The organism is Paenibacillus sp. Soil724D2, assembly GCF_001427935.1.
GTDB lineage: Bacteria > Bacillota > Bacilli > Paenibacillales > NBRC-103111 > Paenibacillus_E.
Window position 1 is genome coordinate 546,659 of sequence record NZ_LMRY01000045.1, and the last position, 25,500, is coordinate 572,158.

19 protein-coding genes are annotated in these 25,500 nt (G+C 46.0%); 4 read left to right on the forward strand and 15 right to left on the reverse strand.

Going from position 1 to position 25,500, the window contains the following annotated elements; translation table 11 throughout:
* Positions 1-32: 32 nt before the first annotated feature.
* Together ASG85_RS29150 and ASG85_RS29155 are read right to left on the reverse strand one after the other, a co-directional pair.
* Positions 33-836 (reverse strand): VanW family protein, encoded by an 804-nt coding sequence (locus ASG85_RS29150; RefSeq protein WP_057306051.1) that lies wholly within the window; start codon positions 834-836, stop codon positions 33-35.
* Between the two features lie 110 nt (positions 837-946).
* Positions 947-3,472: an HAD family hydrolase gene (locus ASG85_RS29155; RefSeq protein ID WP_060648539.1), complete on the reverse strand. Its 2,526-nt coding sequence runs from the start codon at positions 3,470-3,472 to the stop codon at positions 947-949.
* A 97-nt stretch (positions 3,473-3,569) separates the two neighbouring features.
* Here ASG85_RS29155 and ASG85_RS29160 point away from each other — a divergent pair, with 97 nt between their 5' ends.
* Positions 3,570-4,385, forward strand: coding sequence for a glycosyltransferase family 2 protein (locus ASG85_RS29160; protein WP_060648540.1), 816 nt, complete (start codon positions 3,570-3,572; stop codon positions 4,383-4,385).
* On the opposite strand, the gene ASG85_RS29165 is transcribed toward ASG85_RS29160, so the two are convergent.
* Complete coding sequence (locus ASG85_RS29165; protein ID WP_057306054.1) at positions 4,374-5,219, reverse strand: helix-turn-helix transcriptional regulator; 846 nt, start codon at positions 5,217-5,219, stop codon at positions 4,374-4,376. The two genes, ASG85_RS29160 and ASG85_RS29165, sit on opposite strands and share 12 nt — an antisense overlap.
* Before the next feature lie 132 nt (positions 5,220-5,351).
* Here ASG85_RS29165 and ASG85_RS29170 point away from each other — a divergent pair, with 132 nt between their 5' ends.
* The 3 genes from ASG85_RS29170 to ASG85_RS29180 all read left to right on the forward strand — a co-directional run bounded on the left by ASG85_RS29170 (position 5,352) and on the right by ASG85_RS29180 (position 9,675).
* Positions 5,352-6,353, forward strand: a complete 1,002-nt coding sequence (locus ASG85_RS29170) for a Gfo/Idh/MocA family protein (protein ID WP_060648541.1) — start codon at positions 5,352-5,354, stop codon at positions 6,351-6,353.
* A 33-nt stretch (positions 6,354-6,386) separates the two neighbouring features.
* Positions 6,387-7,325 carry an aldo/keto reductase gene (locus ASG85_RS29175; protein ID WP_060648542.1) on the forward strand — a complete coding sequence of 313 codons (939 nt, stop codon included), beginning with the start codon at positions 6,387-6,389 and terminating at the stop codon, positions 7,323-7,325.
* Positions 7,326-8,919: 1,594 nt separating this feature from the next.
* Positions 8,920-9,675: a DeoR/GlpR family DNA-binding transcription regulator gene (locus ASG85_RS29180; protein ID WP_057306057.1), complete on the forward strand. Its 756-nt coding sequence runs from the start codon at positions 8,920-8,922 to the stop codon at positions 9,673-9,675.
* 56 nt (positions 9,676-9,731) lie between these two features.
* Here the strand turns inward: ASG85_RS29180 and ASG85_RS29185 are convergent, their stop codons facing one another.
* The 12 genes from ASG85_RS29185 to ASG85_RS29240 form a co-directional block, all read right to left on the reverse strand.
* Complete coding sequence (locus ASG85_RS29185) at positions 9,732-9,926, reverse strand: YbdD/YjiX family protein (RefSeq protein WP_057306058.1); 195 nt, start codon at positions 9,924-9,926, stop codon at positions 9,732-9,734.
* A 4-nt stretch (positions 9,927-9,930) separates the two neighbouring features.
* A complete protein-coding gene (locus ASG85_RS29190) occupies positions 9,931-11,922 on the reverse strand; it encodes a carbon starvation CstA family protein (protein ID WP_235549417.1) in 1,992 nt (663 codons plus the stop codon).
* A 199-nt stretch (positions 11,923-12,121) separates the two neighbouring features.
* Entirely contained in the window at positions 12,122-12,865 is a 744-nt protein-coding gene (locus tag ASG85_RS29195; protein ID WP_057306060.1) for a LytR/AlgR family response regulator transcription factor, read from the reverse strand.
* Between the two features lie 6 nt (positions 12,866-12,871).
* On the reverse strand, positions 12,872-14,476 hold the full coding sequence (locus ASG85_RS29200; protein WP_057306061.1) for a LytS/YhcK type 5TM receptor domain-containing protein: 1,605 nt from the start codon (positions 14,474-14,476) through the stop codon (positions 12,872-12,874).
* A gap of 259 nt (positions 14,477-14,735) precedes the next feature.
* A complete protein-coding gene (locus ASG85_RS29205; RefSeq protein ID WP_057306062.1) occupies positions 14,736-15,992 on the reverse strand; it encodes an MFS transporter in 1,257 nt (418 codons plus the stop codon).
* Positions 15,993-16,154: 162 nt separating this feature from the next.
* Complete coding sequence (locus ASG85_RS29210) at positions 16,155-17,234, reverse strand: ROK family protein (protein ID WP_082588273.1); 1,080 nt, start codon at positions 17,232-17,234, stop codon at positions 16,155-16,157.
* Positions 17,234-18,865 (reverse strand): beta-N-acetylhexosaminidase, encoded by a 1,632-nt coding sequence (nagZ, locus tag ASG85_RS29215; protein ID WP_060648543.1) that lies wholly within the window; start codon positions 18,863-18,865, stop codon positions 17,234-17,236. The genes ASG85_RS29210 and nagZ overlap by 1 nt, the downstream gene beginning before the upstream one ends.
* A 26-nt stretch (positions 18,866-18,891) precedes the next feature.
* Complete coding sequence (locus tag ASG85_RS29220; RefSeq protein WP_235549385.1) at positions 18,892-19,707, reverse strand: carbohydrate ABC transporter permease; 816 nt, start codon at positions 19,705-19,707, stop codon at positions 18,892-18,894.
* On the reverse strand, positions 19,704-20,588 hold the full coding sequence (locus tag ASG85_RS29225) for a carbohydrate ABC transporter permease (protein ID WP_057306064.1): 885 nt from the start codon (positions 20,586-20,588) through the stop codon (positions 19,704-19,706). Before ASG85_RS29225 ends, ASG85_RS29220 begins: the two co-directional genes overlap by 4 nt.
* Positions 20,589-20,599: 11 nt before the next feature.
* Positions 20,600-21,955, reverse strand: coding sequence for an extracellular solute-binding protein (locus tag ASG85_RS29230; RefSeq protein ID WP_057306065.1), 1,356 nt, complete (start codon positions 21,953-21,955; stop codon positions 20,600-20,602).
* Between the two features lie 94 nt (positions 21,956-22,049).
* On the reverse strand, positions 22,050-23,648 hold the full coding sequence (locus tag ASG85_RS29235) for a response regulator (protein WP_057306066.1): 1,599 nt from the start codon (positions 23,646-23,648) through the stop codon (positions 22,050-22,052).
* Entirely contained in the window at positions 23,645-25,459 is a 1,815-nt protein-coding gene (locus ASG85_RS29240; RefSeq protein WP_060648544.1) for a sensor histidine kinase, read from the reverse strand. The genes ASG85_RS29235 and ASG85_RS29240 overlap by 4 nt, the downstream gene beginning before the upstream one ends.
* Positions 25,460-25,500 lie beyond the last annotated feature (41 nt).

The following is a 25,500-nucleotide window of genomic DNA, read 5'->3' on the forward strand; positions in this document are numbered from 1 at the left end:
TTCCAAAAGTACTAACTTCAACTAGTACCTTTTTAAGACGTATTGAACAAGTCATACTTCACTTCAGAGAAGTTATGAATCATTTGCTCCTCCGCAGCTATGTTTCCAGTTCTTTTATCAACAACCTTGCGCCAAATTTCATTTTCACGATAGTTCCGGCCCTCTTTCTCAAGAAAACGGTGGTTTCTCTCCTCGATATGATAGGCATGCGGTAAAAGCACGTCACAATGTACAGACCCTTTCAAATGCTCATCCGTCAGCCACAACCGGAACTGGAAAGTATGCTGGGTAGCATTATAAATGCGCAGGTCGATATAATTGTAAAATACACTCGCTCCGCTCCCAAAAGGTAGAACCCGATGATCATCCGGAAATGGATCAAAGCTGTGGTGATGCCGCTCCACGACTTGAAGTGGGGTATGCAAAGCCATCCAAAAGAGCAAATTGCCCAACTGGCATATCCCGCCTCCAACACCACGTTTCACACCGCCTTGCGATAACAGCAGGCCTTCTATGTAGCCTTTAGCCGACGTCGTTTTCCCAACTAATTTCCAGAAGGAAAAGGTTTCACCTGGTCGAATCACAATGCCATCCATACGTCCAACGCTGATCCGAAGATTTGTAATTTTGTTTTCTTGTAAAATAGGATCAGAAGAACCGAGCTTTCTTCGCAGTAAGGATTGGTGCTTTTTGCAAGTATAGGGAAGCGCATGGACAACTCTATGCTTAGCGTAGGTAATCGATGGATTCAAATTCTTGAAGTGCCGTTTAAGTCTCAACTGGGCAATTCGCAAGCGATAAAGCACGGGAAACAAGCTTAGTAACTTTTGCTTCATCCTATTCACCTTCCTTTTTCAACCAAAATAGGTTCATCCTGCAAGCTAATAAATCTCTAATTAAGATGTTCCATCCATCGATTTGGTTCAATGACTTAAGGCGTAATTTCCTAAGGACGAAGCTCGTAAAAGATCGGCGTTACCTCACTACCCTCATATACATGCAAAATATGGTTCTTATATTCCTTCATCTCAGCTAACGTCGCGATCAAGAAAGCGTGAGAGGCATTTCCTTTCTCTACCTCTGTCTCTGTCTCTGTCTCTGTCTCTGTCTCTATCCCAAATCCAGTCTCAGCCCTTGTCTCTTCCACTTTCTCTGCGTTGGTCCCCCCATCTCTTACCTCTTCCAAAGTAACATAAGCAAACCGCCCCCAAGGCGCAGCAGTAAGTCCAACTTGCGGATCAATCCAATAACGAATCTGGAGTCCGTAAAACCAAGCCATCTTCAAGGCCTGCTCGGCAAAAGCCCCTGTTCCATACAGGTGAATGGCACATGCCCCATCCTCTTTTACCCTTTGAATCGTCTCAAACAGCATCACCTGGGGACCAAACCCATCTTGAAGCCGCAAATAGTATGTATATAAATAATACGGAAATCGTCTAGTCACAAGGCCCTGCGGCCAATTCGCATTCAAAATCGACGGCCCATAGTTACAGGAATTCAAAAATGCTTCCGGCCCCTGCTCGAACCATTCCTCGGCCACATCTTCACAAATCGGTGCAATGTACTCGGTACAGAAATTGTCCTGATGCGTTAAATCCCCCAGCAACCGCGCTTCGTCTGGTCTCGGCATATCGAGAACACGGTGCAGCGGCTTGCTCCACTCCACAGGCTGTAAGGATGCGCGCTGCAATCGCCCCTCTTTCTGCTGCAGCAGATAGGCATAATAACCTTGGAACGCCAAAGCACCTTCTTGGCATGCCCGTTTCATCGCATACTCTTCTTCTGTACGTTTCAGTTCTGCCGTAATCGGTCCAATTTGACCGAACTCACCTTCAGCATAACGCAGCGTCGAACCGAAATCGCCCATCATGAGCTCCTCCAAAAAAGCCGGCGTCCTTGCGATGCGTCTCCCCTCATCACTTCCCCCGCTACCCGAACGCAGCATACTACGGATATCCATACCGCGCATGCTCAGTTCATCCAGCCGATTAGCGCCAACAGCAAGCAAATGCGTCATTTGTGGCTTATGTCCAGCTAAGCTTACGATTTTTTCTAATGATTTTTGTATGGTTCCATGAAAGCCAATATCGACCGTTACCAACCGTTCAGGCGAACCAAACTCTTGCTTCAAATAACTTACAAAAAGCTGCCTATGCCGCTGCACAGACGCCATAATCTTAGTTTGTATAGGTGCACTTCGTAGAAAACCCACAACTTGATCGTAGATCGAGCTTCCATTTTCGCCAACCATATACTTGCAATTTTCAATTCTTTCCTCCAAAAACGCTTCAAAATGAACGCCTTCCTCGCTGATATCGAGTACCTCGAGTAGCTCGCCTATTTCCAAACCGTGAATACCTAGCAAAAGCGCGAGCTCATCATCACCAAAGCTCTCCAGTCCTGCCAAAAAAGTAGCTTGTCTGGAAACATAGATCGGCTTAATCTGAAGGTCAACACCTCGAATACGCGCAGCATTTTCAAGCATCGGCGCTAACAAATAAGCTTCTCTCATTAGTGGATGAACAGTCTGGATGCCCTCATCCACGCATTGATCAATGACCCATTCACACAGGGCTTGCAAGAACGGTCCTATTACACTGGTACCTATCTTATAAAAAAAACGATCCAGCTCCCCCATTCCAACCGTCATATCCGAGGCTTCAGCTAACTTGCGCAGGGATTTCCATTCCGGCAGTACATGTCCATGTCTAACAAATTCCCAGTGCTGCAAGCTCTCGAAATGCTCAGGAACGACATGGTAGTGAATGCTCCTTATTTCTTCTTTGGAGGCACCTTCCACATCTGCGGCTATATTGTCGCCAATATGTACAATAGCGTGACTCGCGATCTTAGGGTAAAGTTCCTTCAACCTGGCGAATAAATGCCCCGATGACTTCCCTTCATGTTCCTCTGAAGAAACAAGCAGCGTATCCACACTTGATAAATCTAGACCTGCTGATGAAAGAATCCAACGCAGCTGCGCTGAGGATAAATACATATCCGATAACAGCGCTACCGGAATCTGTTTGCTTTTACAAGCAGCTAACAATGACGCCACATGTGGGTTCACATAGCAAACTTCCGCCTCGATCTGGACTTCTATCTGAACCATCTTATCCCTGTTGTAGATTCCTTCCGGCATCTCAGCATAAATGAGTTCCAAAGTGACCTCGCCAAAGCCCGTTGCGGCAGTTTGCCGATCACGAGCTTTGTTCTCAGCGCGAATCCGCATCTCTTTGTAAGCAGCTGGCGTTATGGATGCCTTCAGGCAGCCAATACGGTGAGCTTTTTCAGCAACCAGAACAAAAACATCAGAGGGATTCGCACATGTACGAAATAATAGTGTATCGAAAATATCCAAACTGAGCAGCTCAATCGCGTCGATTTCGCCAATCAAGCTGCTTAGAAAGCGATCTTTTTTCCACAAATGAAGATCAGTAAAGCTTATATTTGTATGCGGTACCTCCAGCATTAGGAACCTCCTTAATTATTCTTTGTAACTTATATTTGAGAAGTACACCGAAATTGAGGTAAGCTTAAAACACCATAATTCGGAGGTGCGCTTTTTCATGTCATTTCAGCCATTAGTATCCATTATTATCCCTACGTATAATCGCCAAATTGAACTCGCTGAGCTCGCAGAATCATTATACCGCCAAACGTACAAAAACCTGCAAATTATCATCGTTAACGATTGCGGCCTCTCCGTCGATTTCATTCAGGAATTATACCCGGAACTGGCTATTCAAATCATCAATATGCCGCAAAACTTGAAGCATGTTCATGCGCGCAACCGCGGATTGCAAGAGGTGAAAGGCGATTACATCATGCTTTGTGATGACGACGATCTGCTGCTTCCGATCCATATCGAGCGCATGCTGCAAGAAATTGAAGGCTTTGACCTCGTCTATCCGGATGTAGAAATTTTCGATTATGTTTATGAAAATAACGCCCGTTCCATCACAGATCGGTTCGTTTTTGCTTATGAATTCGATGTGCCTGCGATGCGCAGGTTTTCGACCTTCTTTTCTTCCGGCTGTATATTTCGACCCGAGGTTATCAATGCTCTTGGCTCTTTTGACACGGACGTATTTCATTATTGGGACTGGGATTTCTTCTTACGGGCAGCTGAACAATTCCGCGTGAAACGTGCGCCAATCGCCAGTGTACTCTATGCATTTTCGCAGCAAGGCAGCAGCAATATGTCGGGTCAATTAGACAATATGCGCCCCTTTTTGGACATGCTCTCAGCCAAGCATCAACTTGGTGAATTGCCAACGAAAAATTTCTTCCTCCTGCTGGAAGAACCGGAAGTAAAAGCGCGCCAAGCAGTGACTGAAATCATCTGGGATGGGAAACCGATACGTTCTCGTCTATCCAAATAAGCTTTTGGCATAAAAGCTTCGAAACTCGCTTGGCGTCATTCCTTCATGTTCTTGAAACCGCTGGTTGAAATAACTCGCGCTGGCATAACCTGATTCCTTGGCGATGTCTTTGATCGGCCAGTTCTCCTTCTCAATTAAACGCTGCTTAGCAAATTGAATGCGGCAAAGTGTAATGAAGGAGAGTGGCGTCATAGACATGGCTTTACGAAACAATTTGCAGAAATAGTACGTACTTACGCCTGTGAGCTCCGCCCATTCTTCCAAGATGAACGGTTCACAGGCTTTTTGCTGCATGGAGGGAAGCAAGGCGAGAATGCGATCCACGGATTCCATCCCGCGATTTCCCGTTAAAGGTGCCGCATAGCTTATGAATTCGCACAATATCTTATACGTCAGCGTCGAGAGATTCGTTGTCCGAAGAATGCTATTCGTCTCTGCCTCCAGCAGAAGCTCGTGAAACGCTTCTTCAAGCTCATTCCAACGCTTTAACGTCCACAAGGTACGTAGAAATCCTCGTTCCAGCATAAACTCCTTGATATGATTTCCATAAAAATGAAACCACCGGACATCCCAAGGATCTTCCTTCGAGCTGTAGTATTTTTGTTCTTGGTACGGAAAATACAGAAAAGCATCCCCTTTTTGAATAGGATACTGTTCCCCCTCAATTTCCACGTACCCTTTACCTGAAACGATGAAATGCAAGCTAAATGTCTCGCACAACCCTTCAGGTCGATAGACAGAATGATTGGAGAGATCCTGATACCAGCCAACAGATTCTGGAAAAATGAAATGAGAAGATTGCTGCAATCTTGGCAGCATGACATGCCTTTGCATCTTTACGCCTCCTCTTCTAAATGACAATATTCCGATACTGGGTGCAATATATTATCATATTCATTTTAAATAACTCGTTTTATAATAACAATATACCGTTATCAAATATTTTACAAAAGGAGAAGTGCTGTAATGACAAAGCTTCGTTGGGGGATTTTAGGTTGCGCCAATATAGCCATAAGGGCTTGTATTCCTGGTATCAAGCAGTCTCAAACTGGAATTGTAAGCGCTATTGCCAGCCGCAATTTACAGAAGTCACAGGAAACTGCGGCTAAGCTTGATATTCCTAAGGCTTATGGCAGTTATGAAGAATTGATCGAGGATCCAGATATTGATGCCTTGTACATACCGCTTCCGAACCATCTGCACAAAGAGTGGACGATTCGCGCTGCCCAGGCTGGAAAGCATGTACTTTGCGAGAAGCCAGCTTCTCTTACTTCAGATGATGTTCAAGAAATGGTCACGGCATGCGAACAATCAGGGGTGCTTTTTGCCGAAGCCTTCATGTATAGACACCACCCGCGGTACGAGCGGATCAAAGCTATTATGGACTCCGGTGAAATCGGTGATATTCGCGGCATTCATGGAGTTTTTACCTTCAGTAATCCGGGAGATAGCAAAAATGTTCGCTTCGTACGCGAATGGGGAGGCGGCGCGCTCTATGACGTAGGCTGTTACCCATTAAGTGCAGCTAGAATGCTGTTAGGCAGAGAACCTGAGGCTGTAACCACCCATGCTTTCTTCTCACCTGAGCATGATAACGTCGATATGATGATGTCCGGCTTAGTTGAATTTAGCGGCAATGTCGCGCTAACCTTTGACTGCGGGATGTGGGCGGCTTTCAGAAATAATATTGAAGTGCTAGGCACACTGGGGCGCATTGAAATCCCTTCGGCTTTTATAACGCCAACTGAAGAATCTGGTCACTTTAAAGTATTTGTTGGAAATGAACAACGTGATGAAGAGGTTCCGTTCCTGAACCAATATTCCCTGCAAGCTGACGACATGGCTTATACTGCTTGGGGTGAGAAAGCTCCTCGCTTCCCAGCGAGTGATGCTGTTAGCAATATGAAAGTGATTGATGCGTGTCTGAAGTCAGCTAGAGAGCGTTCTAGAATTGTGATTAATCAATAATCATTCATACAAAGAAAGCAGGGATGATGTCATATGAAGCACATTCAAATTAAAGGATTAGATAAACCCGTATCTAAACTGATCATGGGATCGGACTTTTTTAGACTGGACAATGGTCAAGAAGTCAACGATATCCTTGGACATTATTTATCTATTGGCGGAAACACGATTGACACTGCCTTCATCTATTGCGGCGGCCAGAGCGAGCAAGCGCTTGGGATTTGGCTGGATGAAATGGGCAATCGCGATGATATCAATATCTTTACCAAGGGTGCACATCATGATGCTAACGGGCCCCGAGTGAATCCGGAAGCGATTCGCAGTGACCTGTTCACAAGTCTTGAGAGACTGCGCACTGACTATATTGATCTCTATGCGCTTCATCGCGATGACCCGGCAACACCTGTCGGTGTTATCCTCGAAGCACTGAATGAACATGTGGAAGCTGGAAGAATCCGCGCCTTTGGCGGGTCCAACTGGACACATGAACGTCTGCAAGAAGCAGCTGATTATGCCGAGCAGCATGGTCTAATTGGCTTCAGCTTTAGCAGCCCTAACCTTAGCCTCGCCAAAGCGAACGAGCCATTCTGGGCCGGCTGCGTCTCAACCGATGAAGAGGCGCTGCGCTGGCACAAAGCCAAGCAGTTTCCGCTGCTGTCCTGGTCTTCGCAGGCACGCGGATTTTTCACTGGACGGTTCACACCAGAGAACCGCGAAAACGCCGACCTCGTCCGTGTCTTCTACAGCGACGAGAACTGGACGCGGCTGCGCCGCGCCGAACAGCTGGCACAGGAAAAAGGCGTCAGCGCTATCCAAATCGCGCTCGCCTATGTGCTGAGCCAGCCGTTCCCGGCCTGCGCGCTCATTGGCCCGCGCAGCGAAGCCGAAATGCACTCATGCCGTGACGGCGCGCAGCTTGTGCTGACTCCGCAGGAGCTGGCATGGCTTGATCTGACCGCAGCTACTGTGTAGCAGCTGCGCACCTTTGCGGCACCGCTTGTGTGCCGCTTGAAGCCCTCTCCCCCGGCCGATATATGGCCGGGGGCTTTGTGTGTTTTATGTATGTACCCACATAATGGATATCAGCCGCTAGCCCCTCCAGACTCTCAAACTATTCACTTTCCACTTCCGCTACCCCACCCATGACAACCAAACTACCCACTACAAGCTACTTTAACGCTATAAATCATCGCTACCGCAGCAAATTTCGCACTCCCACTCGCTTTAGCGATGTAAATCATCGTTAACACAACCCATGACAATCAAACTATCCACTGCAAGCTACTTTAACGCTATAAATCATCGCTACCACAGCAAATTTCGCACTCCCACTCACTTTAGCGATGTAAATCATCGTTAACACAACCCATAACAATCAAACTATCCACTGCAAGCTACTTTAACGCTATAAATCATCGCTACCGCAGCAAATTTCGTACTCCCACTTACTTTAGCGATGTAAATCATCGTTAAAGTAACCCATGATAACCAAACTACCCACTGCAAGCTACTTTAACACTATAAATCATCGCTACCGCAGCAAATTTCGCACTCCCACTCACTTTAGCGATGTAATTCAACGTTAACGCAACGCATGACAACCATAATACCCACTGCAAGCTACTTTAACGCTATAAATCATCGCTACCGAGCAAATTTCGTACTCCCACTTACTTTAGCGATGTAAATCATCGTTAAAGAAACCCATGATAACCAAACTACCCACTTCAAGCTACTTTAACACTATAAATCATCGCTATCGCAGCAAATTTCGCACTCCCACTCACTTTAGCGATGTAAATCATCGCTAAAGTAAAACATGACAACCGAACTACACACTTCCAGCTACATTAACGCTATAAATCATCGCTACTGCAGCAAATTTCGCACTCCCACTCACTTTAGCGATGTAAATTATCGTTAACACAACCCATGACAATCAAACTACCCACTGCAAGCTACTTTAACGCTATAAATCATCACTACCGCAGCATATTTCGCACTCCCACTCACTTTAGCGATGTAAATCATCGCTAAAGTAACACATGACAAAACAACTACTCAAATAAGAGTCTCGGGGACTCTTATTTGAGTAGATTGAGCTTAAATTGGATTAATTCTGAGCAAATAAGAGCCTCTAGAGACTGCTATTTTTGCTTTTCTTGCACTTTCCACTCAAATAAGAGTCTCTGAAAACTCTTATTTAGCAAATTGAGCTCAAATTGGATTGAATCCGAGCAAATAAGAGCCTCTAGAGACTGCTAATTTTGCTATTCTGGCACTTTCCAATCAAATAAGAGTCTCTGAAAACTCTTATTTAGCAAATTGAGCTCAAATTGGATTAATTCTGAGCAGATAAGAGCCTCTAGAGACTGCTATTATTACAATTCTGGCACTTTCTACTCAAATATGAGCCTCTAGAGACTGCTATTAATGCTGTTCTGGCGCATTACGCTCCGCGCCTCCAATCTTCGACGCCATCCGATGGACGGCTTATCCATTGAATGATAAGATATAAGTAAGCGTTATCTACAGGAAGAATAAGGATCTGCTTTTAGGAGGTACCATGGGAAAGACAGACATTCGCCGCGATGCGATTATGCAAGCCATTAAAGATAAAGGCTCCATTGCCTTGACCGATATCGTCAAGCAGTTTGCTGTATCGGAAGCAACGGCTAGACGGGATCTTGAGATACTCGAACAAGAAAAGCGCTGCATCCGCACCTTTGGAGGCGCCGTGCTTGAAAGCTTGAAGGTCGAAGTCCCTTTTTTCAACAAAATGGACCTCTACACGGATGAGAAAAAAGAAATCGCCGACAAGGCGCTGCGCTATATTGAAGATGGCGATATTATCGGTTTAACCGGTGGAACGACAACGACATTTATCGCTAAAAAACTTAACCAATTCAAGAACCTAACCGTTATCACGAATGCGGTGAATATCGCCTATGAACTGATCGGAACGCCAGGGCTTCAGCTCATTCTAACGGGTGGAGTGATTCGCACCCAAACCTTCGAGCTGTCGGGACCACTCGCCAATGCAACGTTAGAAAATCTCAGCATTCGCAAAACTTTCATGGGTGTGGATGGTGTCTCGTTATCCCGCGGTATGATGATTTATAATGAGCTGGAAGCCGAGACCAATCGGCGCATGATGAAGCAGTCCATGGAAACTTACCTCGTTGCCGATCATTCCAAGTTCAGCAGAAGCTCCCTATTTGTGATAGGAGAAGTCCAAGAGACCATTGGGATTATAAGCGATTCAGCTATAACACCAGAAATGAAGCTTGCTTTCAAAGAAGCCGGAGCGCCATTTCTATAAAGAAATAAAAACGGAGCATCTTGGGATCATTCCTCCCGTAATGCTCCGTTTCTCTTTTAACAGCAGCGATTAATTTTGCCGCTTTCATAACGTTCATGAAGGGAAAGCATGTAAAACTCCTTTTCCGTCAATGGTGTCTCATTGGGATGATGATCCTGTTGATGCTTCAAGTATCTTTCATAGTCCGGGATATTGAAAATGACCTTGATTGTGGTGCTGACCTTGTTTGTAAAGCTTGTTATTTTTTTCATGGCATCAGGCTCCAAATGTGGATTGTACAAAAGGCGCTTCATTCAAGTGAGGTTTCTGCTTTTGAATCAAGATATTGTACCAAACCCGTAAAGAGATGATGATCATTAGAATGACTACAATACCGAAGAAGATCGTCAGCCCTGCATCGATATAGTTATTCGTCACAATCTGATGCATGACATCCATGTTCTTAGCAGGTGCGATGATTTGACCTTTGTCAATTCCTGCTTGGTATTTCTTCGCTGCCGCTATAAATCCTATTGCTGCATTATCCGAGAAAGCTTTTTGGAAGCCGGCGGTCAATGTCGTCACGGAGAGGAACGCAAAGGGAAGGATACCTACCCAAGCGTACCGGGCTTTGCCCATTTTAACTATAATCGTTACGGCTACGGCTAAGGCGATGGCAGCTAGCATTTGATTCGCGATTCCAAATAAAGCCCATAAGGAATTGATACCTCCGAACGGATCAATCGCCCCTTGATACAAGAAGTATCCCCAAGCCGAGCAAACAAGCAGCGAAGCAATGAAATTGTATTTGAAATCTTTCGTTTGGCCAAATGGCTTGTAGAAGTTACCTATCAAATCCTGCAGCATAAAACGTCCAACGCGCGTTCCAGCATCCACAGCTGTTAAGATAAAGACAGCTTCAAATAATATAGCGAAATGGTACCAGAATGCTTTGGCTCCATTTAGGAATGTTGAAAAAATCTCAGCCATACCTACGGCAAGCGTTGGTGCCCCGCCTGTTCTCGAAAGAATCGTTTTTTCACCGATTGCTTTTGCTGTGCTTGTAATCTGATCAGGAGTCAACGTGAAGCCCCATGATGAGATTTTGGCCGCGACGGCAGCCGGATCTGTTCCAATCGCAGCAGGTGAAGAGTTCATCGCGAAGTAAATTCCGGGCTCTAAGGAGCACGCAGCGATCAGTGCCATAACAGCGACGAAGGATTCTGCAGCCATACCAGCAAATCCGATAAAAGGGGCATGACTTTCTCTATCGATCATTTTCGGAGTCGTACCGGAAGAAATCAAAGAATGGAATCCGGAAACTGCGCCGCAAGCTATCGTAATGAATAAGAACGGGAATAAATTGCCGGAAAATACAGGACCTGTTCCATCAATAAATTTGGTCACAGCCGGCATTTTTAGATCCGGTAAAAGGACCATGATGCCGCCAGCAAGTAAGATGATAACACCGATTTTCAGAAAAGAGCTCAAATAGTCACGCGGTGCAAGAAGGACCCAAACCGGCAAAATGGAAGCTATTAGGCCATAAACGACCATTAAAATGGCGATTTGTGGAGCTGTGAAGGTAAACATTTGGGACAGCATGGGACTCTCCGCTACATACTGTCCTGACCATAAAGCAATCATCAATAAGACAAAACCAATGATGGAGCCCTCGATTACTTTACCAGGTCGAATATAACGCATATAAAAGCCCATAAATATGGCAATCGGCATGGTCATGGCAATCGTAAACAAGCCCCATGGTGATTCTGCTAGCGCTTTCACTACGACGAGCCCAAGAACAGCAACGATAATAATGAGGATCGCTAACGTTGCAATGGACGCTAACGTACCGCTGAATCGACCGACTTCGTCTTTGGCCATTTGACCCAGTGACTTTCCATCCCGACGCATGGATCCGACAAGGGTCACAAAGTCTTGTACGCAGCCAGCAAGAACGGCCCCGATAATAATCCAGAGAATGCTGGGTAAATACCCCATTTGCGCAGCTAATATCGGACCAACTAGCGGTCCTGCTCCAGCGATGGCCGCGAAATGGTGGCCAAAGAGAACATATTTATTCGTCGGGACGAAATCTTTGGAATCGTTATGAACATGTGCTGGGGTTGCCCGTTTGTCATTTAACTCGTAAATTTTCTTAGCAATGAACCGACTGTAAAAACGATAACCAAAAGCATACGTACAGATCGCCGCAATGATTAACCACACGGCCGAAATCTTCTCGCCACTCGAAAGCGCGAGCATAGCAAAACCTGCTGCACCTAGTGCCGCAATCGCTCCCCATATCACATACGAAGTAAACTTGTTTTTCAATGCCATCACTCCTAGTAAGTGTTTTTTCTTCAATTGACTCTTGGTTGATAACGCTTACAAGGAGTATAGCTTGTTTGGATTCCGAGTGAAACATCTGGAGCGCATCATGCCATAATGGGGCCTTATGATGTTAAATTTCGAGTTTCAAACGCAGCAGTTTCACATAATTTCGACTAACAGGTATGCTGCTTCGCAGCGCATCATCCATCCTCAGATTGTAGGCTCCGTTCACCCAGGTCTTCATCTCAACAATCGATGCCAGGTTGACAAGATAGCTTTTGTGGCAGCGAAAAAAACCAAATGGCTCCAGCTTTTGTTCCAGCTCTGCTAATGTATAGGAAACGTTATAGGTTTTATCGTGAAGATGAACCTGTACATGTTTGATTTCTTTGCTAATATACGTGATGTCTTTTGGGGGCACATAGATAATGCCATCATCCAATTCTAGTGCTAGCTTTGCACTGGTCATTCCAGTAGAAGGTTGGAACAAGGCGTCCTGTCCACTCTGTATTCGAATTTTACGCAGCTCTCGGAAGACGATAGCTAAATCTTCTTCGTCGTACGGCTTGAGCATATAGTGAAAAGCACGAAGCTTAAATGCATGGACGGCATATTGATCGTACGCAGTGGAGAACACTATCTTCACCTGCGGATTGATCTCTCCTACGATTTCTGCCACTTGAAGCCCGCTAAGATCCGGCATGTTCATATCGAGAAATAAGACATCCGGCGCTTGTTCTTTTACCTTCTTAATTGCATCCATTCCGCTGGTCGCCGGTGTCACCTTTTCTACATCTTCGCATTGCTCTAAGAGATATACTAATTCTTCCCTTGCCGGCGCTTCATCATCTGCGATCACGATATTCCAACCCACCAACCATCACCTCACCCAGAATCTAATTTTTGTACCTTCACCTGGCTTGCTCTCGATTTCAAGCGGATGCTCTCTTCCGTAATGGTAATTTAGACGCTGTTCAATATTTCGCAAAGCCATACCTGCGTGTTCCCCATGACTGTGAAGCCGGACAGTTTCTAGGCCAACACCATTGTCCTCGACGGTAATCCGCGCATGCAGCTTTCCGTCGTTTAGCTCCTCCTTCACAGCAAGCTTGATAACTCCGATTCCCTTTCTATTATTGATCCCGTGAACAATGGCGTTCTCGACAAGAGGTTGAATTGTAAACGGAGGTATCTGATGATCCAGTAACCTTTCATCAATATCAGCATAAAATTCCAGTTGATCCCCAAGACGTGATTTAATCAAACTGAGGTAAGACATGACCAATTCGTATTCGTCACGTATCGTGATCATGCGTTGGTTACCATGGCTCATGTTTTTACGTAAAAATTTAGATAAATGCATCACCATCTGACGGGCTTCTTCCGGCTTAGTGCGAATAAACGATTTGACTGTATTCAGCACATTAAACAGGAAGTGAGGATTCATCTGCGCCTGCAGCGAACGAATCTCCGCATCGGCCAGCAGCTGCGACTGTCTCTCGGACTCGACAAATGCATACTGCTGAGAAAGCAGACCAGCAAGCGAGGACAACATTCGTCTGCGAGATGGATTATCATCCTGCTCTCGTTCGAAATACAAGCGAAATTGCCCAATCGGATGCTGATTCGGAATATGAATGGACAGGTCGATCCAATGCTTTGTTTTTCTTCCCTCCGCTACCCATGCCGAGCCGTTCTTGCTGAAAAATGCACCGACTGCCTTCATCTCCTCATTCAAAACCTTCGCAATTTCACGTACCGCCTTCTCGAATTCCAATCGCCAAAGCGGCATCGTCATATCCGCGATTTGCAGTGCTTTGTGAGCATGCTCTGCGCCGATGCGATCCTCTTCGCGCTCCATCGTATTGTACAGCACGAAGTAAAGGGCTACCCCAATGCTGTTAGCAAGTGTCTGAGGTAAACCTATGAGCGAAACCAGGTTTAAAGCGTCCCCCCAGGGCTTAGCGAGTGCAAGAATGAGTGCCATTTGCAGCGCTTCAGCCATGAAGCCTACAAGAAACGCGAGTTGAATGGACGCCACCTTGCGGAAACGTTTCTTGAACGCATTGCGGCAGAGTCCAGCCAAGACACCTTGCAGAATAGGCGCAATCATACAGGCTACGGCTACGAATCCACCCAAGCTGTATCGATGAAGGCCGGCCGCTACACCAACGATGAGCCCGCTTTTCACACCGCCAAGTAAGCCCGCAATGACGACGCCAACGGTTCGTGCATTGGCAATGGCCGCTGTTGGGGAAACTTCACCGATCCATGGAGCCGGTCGATACGTATAGTCGGAAACCGTCACACCAGAGTAGGTGGCGAGAATCGCATAAGCAGTGAAAAAGAAAAGAAAACGCCACTGATAGGTCCTGTTACCTTGATAGCTCATATAACTTCGCATCCAACGGCTCCGAGAAAAGGCAAATGCAAGCGCTATCAGGAATCCAACCCTTTCAATCATATCGACGAACAACTGAAGCATCGTTCACACACCTTTTAATATCTTTTAAAGTAATCCTAGCAGAAATCGGGTGTCCTTGCAGTAAATTTAAACCTTATTACCCCTACTCCAACTATTCCCACGTGTAATCCTCAACCTTTCTTAATTCATTGATTGTAAACGTAAAAAGACCCGAGAGAAACCACTTTTTTCAAAGTGTCCATCTTCCGGGTCTTTGCTCGGTTTGTAGAAAACATGGTCTTTATTCCGTGCACTCCCGAATATCGGGAGGGTTAATACATCACTCACTACTAGCTTGCGGCACCACATTTTGCTTATATTTCAACGAAGGCACCATAATGAAGACCCCAACTAAAAATAAAGCAGCACTCACTAGATAAATCGTTTCAAGCGAGAAGGAAGCCTTAATACTTCCGGCCAAACTCATCGTGATGACCATAGCTCCCATAAACAAAGGATTTAGAATACCATTCACGCGACCCACGAATGATTCCTCTGTGTTGCCAAGAATCATCGTATTGATACCAATTTGGATAGCGGGCATGACGAGACCGGACAGGAATTGCATAACAAGTGCTACCCATAACAGATGTGTCATACCAATGACTGCAAACGCCACGACACTTACGGACATCCCGAGTATAAGCAGCGCTTGCGACGACATTTTTTTGGAAAAGCCCATCGTCACGCCTCCGCCGATAATCATCGCGACACCGTTTGTGGCCATAAACCATTGCAAGTTCTCTTTAGGCAAGCCTAGATTTTCTGTAACCAGAAAGATGCCAAGCGGACTGATTAGTCCAATAGCAAGACCGGCAACGGCAAAGCAGCCTCCCAATGTGACTAGCATTTTATTCTTCAGCACATAGCGGAAGCCTTCGCCCATCTCAGCAAAAATATGCGTGGAGGGTCCTGCTGATCCTTTTTCAGCTTTACGGTCAGATGGTAGAAACGTTAGTACAAGAGCTGAAAGCAAGAAGCAAACTCCCATAATCGCTATCGCGACTTCGATTCCAAAGGTATAGTACACGAAAGTCCCCATAATTGGGCCCAAAATCATAAAGATAGCCATCATCGATTGAAACAATGACATCCCCATTTGCATTTGAGATTCGTGCACATGAACCTTGAACAGTTTCATCCCGGACGGTTGAGAGAATTGAGACAGAATGGACGACACTAATGTGGCAAAAAAGATCGCCTTCCATGAACCATAATACAGGGTAACCATAATGACAAACACCGAGGCAGCGCTGAGAATATCGCACCAGACCATCGTAAGCTTAGGTCTCCATCGATCCGCAAAGGCACCGCCAATGAAAGAGAAAATAAATATCGGTGCAAACTCGGCAACGGAAATCAAAGAAACCGAGTAAGGATCGTTATTCGTCATGTCAGTAACATAGAGGAGAATCGCGAAGTTACGAATCCAAATCCCGATTTGGAGGAAAAGACCCGATAACATAATGGACTGCACGAAACGATTGGCAAAGAAAGAACGCATCGTTGGCGCAGAATTAGATACAGCTTGTGACATAGAAAAAAACACCCCTTCGTCAATAGATTGGTCATTAAAACGTCAACTGCATTCCGACGTAACCGGAACCAAGAATGTTTCATGAACCTCATCAAATGTAACGAAAAAGGTGCCTAACGTCTAGTGCAATTTGTCATATGACCGGTCATAAATTGAAATGACTTAGCGTCCATCCCTCGACATGAGCAGTGCCGCGCCTACAGCTCCTGCGGAGGAACCAAGAGCGGATGTTACGAATCGGACCGGGCTAAGAATCGAAGGCAGGCAGCGATCCTCGATGACTTCACGCATCGGACCTAGAAGCGGCTCGCCGATGTGCGAAGCTCCGCCGCCAAGGATGACCACCTGCGGATTGAGCAGGTGGAGGATGCTCACGAGCCCGATGCCGAGGGCTCGTCCCGCTTCACGCAGGATGCCGCTCGCATCGGCATCCCCTTCCGCGGCTGCGGCCGCGACTAACCGCGCATCAACGCGGTCTGGGTCGCCTCCCGCAAGCCTCGTAAGGGCGCCGGCAGCGTCGCCGTCGCCTCCCGCAACGCGGCGCACGTGCTCAGCGCCGCGGCGGCCTATGGCAGTGCCTGACGCGTAGAGCTCCAGGCACCCCACATTCCCGCAGAGGCAGCGCGGCCCATTTCCATCTATGGAAATGTGGCCGAGCTCCCCTGCGTTATGGTTGACTCCGGCGATCAAGCGGCCGCCGGAGATGATGCCCCCGCCGATCCCCGTGGAGATCGTCACGAAGATACAGTCCGGCGCGCCCTCGCCCGCGCCGGCCAGCCATTCGCCGACCGCTGCGGCGGTGGCGTCGTTCTCGAGCCGGACCTCGCAAGCGAAGCGGTCCGACAACACGGCGGCGACGGCAACGTCGCGCCAGCCGAGATTCGTGGCGAAGGTGACGACACCGTTCGCCGTATCAAGCGTGCCCGCGGTGGCGACGCCAATACCGCGGAGAGCGCTGCGGCTGCCGGGCACAGCCGCAAGAATCCCCTCGATCAGGTTACCCAGTCGATCGAGTACAGCTACCTCACCCTGCTGCGCAAGGGTGGGGATCTCTTCTCTTGCGATGATGCTGCCATCGAACGCAACCAAGGCGGCCAACATCTTCGTGCCTCCCAGATCTACCCCAACAAAATATTCTCGAACGAAGACATCTTGTTCTTCTCCGATGTTGCTGTTATCCTTTACAAAAACATCCTGCTTATTGTCTTGCTCCAATGTCATCTCTTTTTCCCCTTTCCCCATCAGTCCAGTCTCCAACCAAGCGGATACTCCTCCGACAATGTCACAGGCAGCCTTCCAACCGCTTTCTCTTTCCCAAGTAGCACATTCGCCAGAGAAAACATCGCAAGCGGACGGTTTTCATAACAAGCATAATAAGTCTTTACCTCAGGAAATTCAAGTAAATCATAAGGATTTCTCCCGGCAGCCACGATAACATGCGGCTCTTTCCTTTGAACTAATTCTTTAACCAACCTGGTTTGTCCTGCTGAGAATGTTGCATTATATGTGACAATGACAATTTGCTGGTTACCCTCACAAGCTTCCAGAACCGATGCTATCTCCGTATCCGAAGGATATAGCCCCAAGTAAACCTCCTTAATAGGCTTTCCGGCTATCTCAGATAAGACATTGCCCAGTGTACCGCTCCGTTCCACAACTTCATCAATCTCAGTTCCCGTTTGTACTTCCGTCCAAATGACCAAGGTTAGCTCGTTCAGATCAAGCACTTTGCCTACTTCATCCTTAACCCGTGTAATACTTTTACGGCTCAATTCTTTGGCGAGCAGTTGATGCTCGGGTGTAGAGATAGGTTCGGTCGGGATGGGTTCTAACGTATCATATCGAATCTCTCGCTTATATTTATAGGTCATAATCCGCAGCACGGACTCATCAATTCGCGACTCCGGAATCCGTCCACTTTCCACCGCAGCAATAACCGCTTCAATGGCAGACACTTGACGATCCAGTGAATGACTAACCAGAATAAGATCCGAACCAGCCTCAATGGCACGAACAGCGCCTTCCGCCACACCAATCCCTTCTGAGATCGCCTTCATCTCCAGGCAGTCTGTTACAATTAACCCTTTGAAACGAAGCTTCTCACGAAGCAGCTCCGTTAAAATGCGATAAGACAACGTCGATGGAACGCCATTCTCTTCTAGTGCCGCGAAGACAACATGTGCCGTCATAATCGCGTCTACACCCCCTTCAATCGCTTTAATGAAAGGGGCTAGCTCAAGCTCCATCAATCGCTCCATACTATGCGGAACAACGGGAAGATCATGATGAGAATCCTCTGACGTATCACCGTGCCCTGGGAAATGCTTGACTGTGGCTATAACACCCATATCCTGCAAGCCTTTCACCGCATGTGTGCCCATATCACCCACTAGCGCAGCTGTTTCACCATAAGAGCGTACGCCGATAACAGGGTTTAATCGATTATTATTGATATCTAAACAAGGGGCAAAGTTCATGTTCACGCCCATTTGGCGTAGTTCTTTACCCATCACTTTTGAACTGGCATAAACACCTGCTGGCGCAAAAGCAGCCCCTAAAGCCATGTTCCCCGGCAGCAGAGTTGCTCCTTTTTCAATACGGGAAACCATACCTCCCTCTTGATCTACGGCTATGAATAACGGCTGTCCGCCGCTGCGGAGACTCATCGCTTGCAATTCGGCTGACAAATGAGCCAATTGGTGTGCATCTTTTACATTTCGACGAAAATAGATGACTCCGCCAATTCCGTATTTCTCAATTAATAGGGTAATGGACGCATTTGGTTCCAAAGATTCAAAACCGCAAATAAACATTTGACCCACTTTTTGACGCAAGGTTAAAGGATGTTGGTTATTGCGCGATGAAGATGACATGAATACACGCTCCTTGAATGAGTGAGTTAAGATTTAATGCTTTCAATGATACGTTTCTGCAAAATAAAATAGATCAGCACGACGGGAATAACACTAAACATAATTGCCGCACAGAGCGAACCGTAGTTCATATTCAATTGGTCGTAAAAGGCTACCATGCTCACAGGAAGCGTCCTAAACTTTTCCTTCGCTAGAAACAGATTGGCCATCATAAACTCATTCCAATTGCTGAGGAAATTGAGCATAAAAACCGTGACGAGTGAAGGAATCGTAATTGGCATAATGACTCGCCACAAAAGTCCATAGATCGATAATCCATCCATGATTCCCGCTTCTTCTAACTCACTCGGTATGGATTTCAAAAATGCACTAAAAATAAACACAGTCAAAGGTAAACCCATCGTTATATAGGGCAGGATTAAGGCTAGCGGTGTATTGTATAAGTGCATGCTGCGAAGCAGCATATATAAAGGAACAAGCAAGGAACCCGCGGGAACTAGCAATGCGAGCATTAATATACGCTGCAAGAACTTGCTTAATCGTGGGAATTCCATTCGAGTTATGGCGTACGCCGTTGCCGTACCAAGAAACAGAGTTGCCATGGCGGATATCACAGAAATCACCAAACTATTCGTAAAATAGTGACTTACATGGGCTCCAGTCCAGGCATTCCAATAATTCGAAAAGGAGAGTTGTTCTGGAAGGGACCACGGCGAGGCAATGATTTCTTTATTTGTTTTAAAAGAGGAGTTCAATACCCAAAGAAGAGGAAACAAAATAACGCTTATGTACAGCATGAGAACAACATGCAGGAAAACACGGCGATAGGGAATTCCCTTCAATATTGCACCTCCTCCTGCTTCCTTATGAACCAGCCAAACAAGGAAGTTAACATGCCGGTTAAAAGGAGAATAAGTACGGCAATACCGTTTGCATACCCATATTCACCAATGCGATAAGCTTTTTTATACATATACGTGGCCATCACTTCTGTAATCCCATACGGATTGCCGCCAGTCATCACAAAGACAATATCTAAAGCCTTCATAGCTCCAGTAATCGATAGCAAAATCATGACCATGATAACAGGACGCAGCATCGGAAGCGTAATCGACCAAGCCTCACGCAGGCTTGTCGCCCCATCTAACTCAGCGGCTTCCAAGATATTTTTGGGGATCCCATAGATCGCCGATAAAACCAGCACGACATAGAATCCAACCCATTGCCATGCGTTGGTAACAAGCACAGAGAGCATCGCTGTCGCTTCCTCTGCTAACCAAACGTGCTGCCAAGTTATTAACCCTACAGCTTCTAATGCTTGATTGAGCAGCCCCGCCTGTGGGTGATAGATGAACCCCCATAATACGCCGACCACAGCTGTAGAAAGAACTGTCGGGAGGAAAATCATCGTTTTGTAGAAGCTAGTCCATCGCCTAACTTTGCTTACCAGCAGGGCTAAACCGAGTATAAAGGGGATTTGCAATCCAACAGAAAAACCAATGAAATACAGATTATTCCGCACAGCCATCCAGAAATATTTGTCCTGAAAAGCAGTAACGAAATTATCCAAGCCATTAAATCTCGCCGGCGATACTCCGTTCCACTCCGTGAAACCGTAGCGCAGCGACATGATCATGGGATATAGGAAAAAGATCACGAATAGCAGCAGTGTCGGTAACGTAAAAAGCGCATAAGCAAAAGGGTTTCTTCCTATCTTATTCATGTCTCATCCTACTATTTCGTATGGGTTTCTTCCTTGTTCGAAGCCTCTTGCTGCTTCTGTATGTCTGCCATTAAGGTGGCTGGGTCAGTTCTTCCGCCTATTAATTCTTGCATACCGCGCTCCAATTTTTCTCGAACTTTCGTTTGAATGCGTGAGTCGAATGCGGGGAAAGCACCTTTACTGCTTGCAAATACATTCAAAATTTCCGTTATGAGCGGGTTTACATTGCTCGTATCCTGCAGCTTCATGGCAGGTGGCATACCTTCTTCGACAAGCTGTCTTTTTTGCATGGATTCGTTATACATTTGCCTGATAAACTCCTTGATGGCCACCAGCTGATCTGGCGTCACTTTTTTAGAGAATCCATAGGCATTAGACCATCCTCCATTGATATAACCATCTCCTGGCCCCCCCATATCTGGGAAACTCATGAAGCCTACATCCTTTACGATGGATGACTTCTCAGGGTCAAGCAGCGGCGTATTCGCCCAACTGCCATCGAACATGAATGCCGCTTCACCGCTGCTAAATTTATTTTGTTGCTCGGCATAGGCCAGTGCTAAGCTGCCTTCTTGGAGATACCCCTTTTGAATCAACGTATGATATTTCTCAAAAGCATCCACAACATCCAGATCTGTCCATCGCTTGCTTCCATCCAATAAGCCCTGAATAGAATCTGGCCCTGCCGTACGTACCCACATCGTATTGCTCATCATGTTAATGACCCATGAATCTTTAGCCGCCATTGCAAAAGGCGTTATTCTTTGAGCTTTTAGTATCGCGGCAGCAGCGAGCAGTTCCTCCCACGTTTGAGGTGGTTTTATGTGATGATCCGCCAAAATCCTTTTGTTATAGTACAAGCCCTCGACGTACCCTGCCATAGGAATGCCATAAATTTTACCGTTAACCGTAAACTCCTCGAAGCTATAAAACTTATTGATTAATCCAAGCTCATTCAGTATTGGCGTAAGATCAAGCAGCCTGCCCGCTTTGACGTAATCCTTCGTATCCGTTCCGCCAAACAAGTCGAATATTTCCGGTGGATTCCCAGCTGCCATCTCCGCTCTCAGCTTTTCGAAGCGATTGACCTTATCCTCTACTCCATCTAATGTAATCGATAAGCCTGGCACCTTCGACTCCGTTGCTTTCACTACATCCTGCAGCATTGCGAAGCGCTTCTTCTGCGTATCTTTCACCTGCGTATGACGAAGTGTCAGTAGGATTGGCTCTCCTTTGGTCCCCGCGGGGTCGGGAGTCTCGCCAGCATGAAGGTTTTGTTCATTGTTCGAAGTTAAGCTGTTGCAAGCAGACACGATGAACGTTATAGCCACTATCGCTGCTACCGAAATCAACGTTCCTTTTCTCATCTTTATTGATCTCCTTTTTGCTTGCCATCTAAGTATAAAATAATGGTTGTTTGTCCTAAAGACCCACAAATTCCTAATAAAGGGGCAAAATCCTCTACTTAGCTTCTTTGCGCTTTTCACGAAACTCCGATGGAATCTCGCCGGTAAACTTTTGAAATACTTTGGTAAAATATCGCCGTTCGATGTATCCTACTGATTTTCCGATGTCCGTAATACTTTTATCACTATGGAGCAGCATCGATTTCGCCAATTCCATCCGATGTTTCGTGACATATTCAACGAAGGTTTCTCCAAAATGCTGCTTAAATAATAAACTAAAATAACTGGAGCTAATCCCTAGGGTACTCGCTATATCCTCGATCCCGAAATCATTTGAATAGTGAGTTCTTATGTATTCCTTCGCCGCTGTCATAAGCAGCTCGCTGTTTTTCTTCTTATTCGACCCTTCCAGCCCAATTGCTACAAGCTGTACCATAACCTGAAGCAAATGTTGAATGCTCTCGCTCTTGTCCAGCTGACACCAGATCTGTTCTTCCTCCTGATAATCAAGGGAATTCATTTCTCGCAGTTCGCGGAGTAGATGAAGAATAAGGAAATGCAGCATCTGATAGGCCCTGGCAAAAGAGCTGTCAGACAAACCTTCAAGCAGTAATCTCAAGCGCTTTAAGGCATCCTCCGTTTTGAGACGGTTTAGCTGTTTAAGTCCTGTTACAATTTCTTCTACCAAATACCATAAGGAGATGTTCGCATCAGCGGGCTCTTTGGACTCTTTATACAACAGCACGGATTCCTGCTTCCCCAGATTAAGCTGCATGAATCGCTGAAGCTTCCGATAGGCCTCAGAGAGCTGACGGAGTCCAACAGCTGCCGGGAAGATGCCGACACTAATGTCTAATTTAACCGATTGGGAAACGTTATGCTGAAGTTGAGCTGCTATTTCATTTAACTTCACCAATGCGGCGCTTTCGCCCTTATCGTCCCATTGTATGATGACACACCACTCGCCTTCGCGGATCTGGAGTACCGTAAACTTCAATTTTTCATCCGCTAACGAATCTTGCAATACATTTCGTACCGCGAAATTCCATAGCTTCCGCTCCTGCTCCGTCCAAGGCAGTGATTTCTGTGAGTAATCATCGACATCGATCATCGCAAATAAATAGGTCAACATTTCAAGGTCCATATCATCAATCGGAAGCAGCGTCTTCGGCGTAATTTCCGTATAATTCATCAAAACGTCCTGCAGGATCTTCTCATAGGCCAAATTTTTCATTTTGCCCCACTTTTGCTGCTCCTCTTGCTCACTTCGCTTCTTAACCCTGATTTCATTCGCCAACTTGCTTATAGAATTCTCTAACTCTTCATAGTTAATAGGCTTCAGTATATAATCGCTCACGCCAACTCGCATCAACGTGCGTACATATTCGAAATCCTGATAACCCGTCACCATAAGCACCGTACAATCGTAATTAATATCACGCAGCTTCTGAACGAACGTAATGCCATCCATTAGCGGCATACGAATATCACTCATAACCAGATCCGGTATATGCTGGCAGCTAAGCTCCAGTGCTTCCACTCCGTTTTTGGCCGTTCCAACGATATCAATCCCTAGTTCATTCCAAGGAATAACCGCCTGCAAATTACGCAAAATGTTAGGCTCATCATCTGCCAATATCGCTTTTAGCCTCATAAGCCTTCCCCCTTATTTTTTGGGATCAATATCTTCATCGTCGTACCGTGACCTTCTTGACTGCAGATGAACATGCCATAATGAGCGCCATATTGGATCCTTATACGATCAGCTACATTGCTGACACCAAGTCCTCTTCGCTCTTCATTCGCGCCCAATATTTCGTGAAATGGCGTCTCTAGCTCTGTTTTATAATGAAATTTAGCTAATTTCTCCGCACTTATACCGACGCCGTTATCCGTGACATAAAGAGCAATCCGTTCTCCTTCATCCACAACCTTTATGGCGATCATGCCCATATAAGCAATAGGTTCAAAACCATGCTGCAAACTATTCTCTACCAATGGTTGAAGAGTAAGCTTGAGAATGCAATAATCCAACAGCTCAGGCGGAGCTTGAATGTCATATTGAAATTGATCTTCAAAGCGGAATTCCTGAATTTCGAGGTAGCTTTTCAGATGCTCAAGCTCTTGCTTTAGTGAAATTTCTTCTCTATTTTCCATTCCAATCCGTAACAGATTCCCAAGTCGATACACCATTTGGCTGACTTTCTTCCCTTGGTTTTGGATCGCTAACACATTGATGGATTCCAGTGTATTAAAAAGAAAATGCGGCTTGATCTGGGCTTGCAGCAGCATAAGCTCAGCCTTATTTTTACGGTCCTGCTGACGTTTGACTTCTTCCAGAAGATCCTCTACACGTACAACCAAGCTGTTGAATCCTCTCGCGAGAGCGGAGGTTTCATCCTTACCGCTTTCCTCCATGCGAGTCGTCAAATCGCCGCGTTCAACCTTTTTCATTGAGGAAAGCATTCGTAGAATCAACTGAACAATTCGTCTTACGAAAACCAGATTGTACACAAGTGCAAAAAATAAACAGACGAACGTAATCCCAGCGACCAGCTTCATAATCGTCTCAATTTCCCCAGCCACATACTTCCATGAGGTGATCGACACAACACTCCAATCCTGAACACCCATCTGATTAATATTTAAATGATAGAGGGAAATTAAGCTTTTTTCATTTTGAAAATTAGCCTGGAAACTGTTATTGTTTAGCTGCAAATCCAATTTTCCAGGCAGCAGCTGCAGCACATTGGCACCTTCTAAATTTTGCTTATTATCATAAAAAATTAGTCCGCTTTTGTTGACGAGTAAATAACGCTTGGAGCTTTCCTCATTCGTATTGAATGATTTGAAAATTTGATCAAGCTCATTGAATTTGAACTTCAGCAGCATGAACCCCAGGTTGTCCATCGTCCAGAAATCTTTGACCAATCTCGCTTGATAGAATTCCCCGCGGCCCGTCCCGAACTCCTTATATTCGGAAGGTCCAATCCAGAGTGGACTTCCGTTCAATTCCTGTATGTGCTGGAATGCGGTACTTTGCGTCAGCGCTGTCCACGGCAAAGCGCTTCCACCCCCGCGCCCCGCACTAAACGATTTGCCGGCATTATTATAAATCGCGACGGATTGCACAGGTGAATAGGTCAATATGGAGCCGCGCAGCAAGGTATCAAAGGTATTCAAGTCATAAGACGAGAGCGTGTTTTCATTCGGCTTCACCTCATCGATCGTTCGATAAATCCCTTGAATGCTCTCTTTTACCATCCAAAAGTCCGAAAAATAATTGGCTTCCTTGAACATGTAATAAATATTACGAGAAATCGCCTGTAAAGTGACCTCGGTTAAATCGCCGTACTTTTTCTCAATTAGCTGCTGAGATACCGTATAAACAGCGGAACCTAGTACGAACAAAGGAATAATAATGAACATTAAAAAACCGATAAACACTTTTTTGTTCAAATTCATCGACGAGGCAGACTCCTTCCAAACCGAATCAGGCACCATCC